Raw genomic sequence first — 2,489 nt, 5'->3', positions numbered from 1 at the left:
AGCGCCACCCCCATGCCCGCCCCTCTCGCCGCCCGTGTCATCCAGCTCGCCTACAACCCGGGCATCTCGCCCAAGGGCGGTGGCCTGCCCGGCCTCGCCGTGTTGAAGAACGTCGTCAACAGCATCAACCTGTTCGGGATCATCGCCGTCGTCGGCGCTCTCGCCGTCTCGCTGGGCGTATGGGCCTGGGGCCACCACACCGGTGGCCACCAGGCCGAGGCCAACGGAAAGAAAGGCGCCGTCGTCGCCGCCGGCGCCGCCCTCGGCCTGGGTGCCGCGAACGGGATCGTCGCGTTCTTCTCGGCCCTCGGCTCGCAGGTCCACTGATGCGCAAAATCCTCCCCGCCCTCTCTCTGTCCTCCTTCGGCGTCGGGTGGTCGGCCAACAAGCGCATCGCGATCATGGCAACCGTCGTGGCGGTCCTGCTCGCCCGCGCCGCGGCCGTCGCCTGGCTCTCGGGCAGCAGGGACAGCCACCCCGATCCCGGCCGCGCACTCCCCGCCCCCGCGAGCAGTCGCTCACCCACCGACGCTGCCCGGATACCGAGGACCGGATCGGGTTCCGTGCCCAGGCCGCCGCAGATCGCCGATCCGGTCGCCTACGCCAAGGCCGCCGCGAAGATGCTGTGGTCCTACGACACCCGTGACACCAGCCGCGATCAGCAGCTCGCCGACATGCGCGCATGGATGACCACCGAGACGAAGTACGCCGACTGGGCGTCGGTCTCCGGCCAGGTCCCCGACCCGCTGTTGTGGTCGCGGATGGCCGACCAGGGCCAGCACGCCACCGCCACGGTCACCGAGGGCCACTTCCCCTCCGCATTCACCACCGCCGTGGCAGACGATCCCTCGGCGATCACCCAGGCATACATCTACGCCGTCACCGTCAACGGCACCCAGCACATCACCTGGAAGAAGGGCGGCGCCGGCGCCGAAGCACAAGCCGTGACCCTCGCGGTCCAGTGCCGTCCCGGACACGACTGCACACTGGCCGCCATCGCTCCGAGCGTCACCCAGTGACCCGCGCCCGACCCACCGAAAGGAGGGAGACAGTTCCTCGTGGGTTTCTGTGATCTCCCCCTGGCAGACCAGCTGTGCACCGTCGGCGACGCGGTCGACTTCGCCTCCGACCCCGGCAAGGCCATCGGCGACTGGCTGGCCAAATCGGCAGGCGAACTGGCCGCCACCGCCGCCGACATGGCAGCCAAAGCCGTCGATACCACCACCAAGGTCGACCTGAACGCGACCTGGTTCCGCGACAACTACACAACACTCATGCCCCTGGGCCTGGTCCTGCTCGTGGCGACCTTCTGCGCACAACTCGTGCGGGCCGCCATCCGACGCGACGGGCGAGCCCTCGCCCAGGCATTCACCGGCACCGTAGCAGGCGTCCTGTTCGCGTTCTGTGCCATCGCCCTGACCACGGTCGCCGTCGAGGTGGTCGACGCTCTCTCCGACGGCCTCCTCGCGACCGCCCATCTGAACATCGCCTCCGCGGTGCGCCGCATCGTGAAGGTCGACGAGCTCGGCGCCCTCTCCCCGCTGGGCTGGCTCGTCCCGGTCATCGCCGGGCTCGGCGCCGCCGCCGGCGCTCTGCTGTTCTGGTGCGTGATGATGGTCCGCAAGGTCGGCATCCTCGTCATGGTCACCCTCGCGATCTTCGCGTCGGCCGGGGGCGGCTGGGAGGTCGCCCGCCGCTGGCGCAAGGGCTGGATCGAGGCCACCGCCACCCTCGTCGTCAGCAAACTGCTGATGACTGTGATCTTCGTCCTCGGCATCGCCGCCATGGGAGACACCCAGGCCAAGGACGGCATCAGCGCCCTCGCCGACGTCATGACCGGCATTGTGATCATGGTGCTGGTGCTGTTGTGCCCCTACGCGGTCTTCAAGTTCGTGCACTGGGCGGCCGAGGGCACCGACGGGGAGTCCATCCACCGCGCGGGCGGCGCCGGAGCCCAGATCGCCAGGGCACACGCCGAGAAGGGCGTCCGCAAGGCGGCCTCCGCCGTTACCACCGCCTCAACCGGTGGTGGCGCGGCCGGGGCGGGCGCGGCAACGCAAGGCTCCGATGCTGCGGGCGGCGGCTTCCCCGGCGACATCGCCGCCAACCCGACCAGCGCAGGTGGCGAGAGTATGGAAGGTCCGCAGAGCGGCGGATCGGGACTCTCGCCCGGTGGCGAGCGAGTCACATCCGGCCTGGACAAGGCCGTCCAGCCCGCGCCGACGAGCGCGTCCGATGACACCAGCAGTCAGGTGGGCGGCAGCCCGGGGCCGAGCGGACCGGGCGCGAATGCCGCCTCGGGCCACGGCGGCGGGTGGCAGTCCACACCGCCGGTCACCACTGCGCCACCGCAGGGCGCACCCCCTTCCTCGGGTTCGCACAACACAACGTCGAACGGCTCGGCCCCGCCGCCTCCGGCCGGTCTGTGACCCTCTGCCCGACTCCCGGTGGCGGGAGGTGCACACGCCCTCCCGCCCCCGGGTTCCACC

3 protein-coding genes are annotated in these 2,489 nt (G+C 70.9%); all 3 read left to right on the top strand.

What is annotated here, in order from left to right; all coding sequences use genetic code 11:
* The first annotated feature begins 12 nt into the window (after positions 1–12).
* The 3 genes from LCE31_RS38800 to LCE31_RS38790 are packed head-to-tail and all read left to right on the top strand — an operon-like array spanning position 13 to position 2,429.
* Entirely contained in the window at positions 13–327 is a 315-nt protein-coding gene (locus LCE31_RS38800) for a DUF6112 family protein (protein ID WP_225022936.1), read from the top strand.
* On the top strand, positions 327–1,019 hold the full coding sequence (locus LCE31_RS38795) for a hypothetical protein (RefSeq protein WP_225022934.1): 693 nt from the start codon (positions 327–329) through the stop codon (positions 1,017–1,019). Before LCE31_RS38800 ends, LCE31_RS38795 begins: the two co-directional genes overlap by 1 nt.
* Before the next feature lie 39 nt (positions 1,020–1,058).
* The gene (locus LCE31_RS38790; RefSeq protein WP_225022932.1) at positions 1,059–2,429 is read left to right on the top strand and encodes an SCO6881 family protein; all 1,371 of its coding nucleotides are present in this window, start codon (positions 1,059–1,061) and stop codon (positions 2,427–2,429) included.
* Positions 2,430–2,489 lie beyond the last annotated feature (60 nt).

This window comes from Streptomyces sp. 8L (assembly GCF_020176795.1).
Lineage (GTDB): Bacteria > Actinomycetota > Actinomycetes > Streptomycetales > Streptomycetaceae > Streptomyces.
The sequence above is the reverse complement of the archived record's forward strand: the minus strand, read 5'-3'. Positions and strand labels throughout refer to the sequence as shown.

Coding starts and splice junctions, on each gene's coding strand:
- LCE31_RS38795 (WP_225022934.1), top strand. CDS start 327: ATGCGCAAAATCCTCCCCGCCCTCTCTCTGTCCTCCTTCGGCGTCGGG.
- LCE31_RS38800 (WP_225022936.1), top strand. CDS start 13: ATGCCCGCCCCTCTCGCCGCCCGTGTCATCCAGCTCGCCTACAACCCG.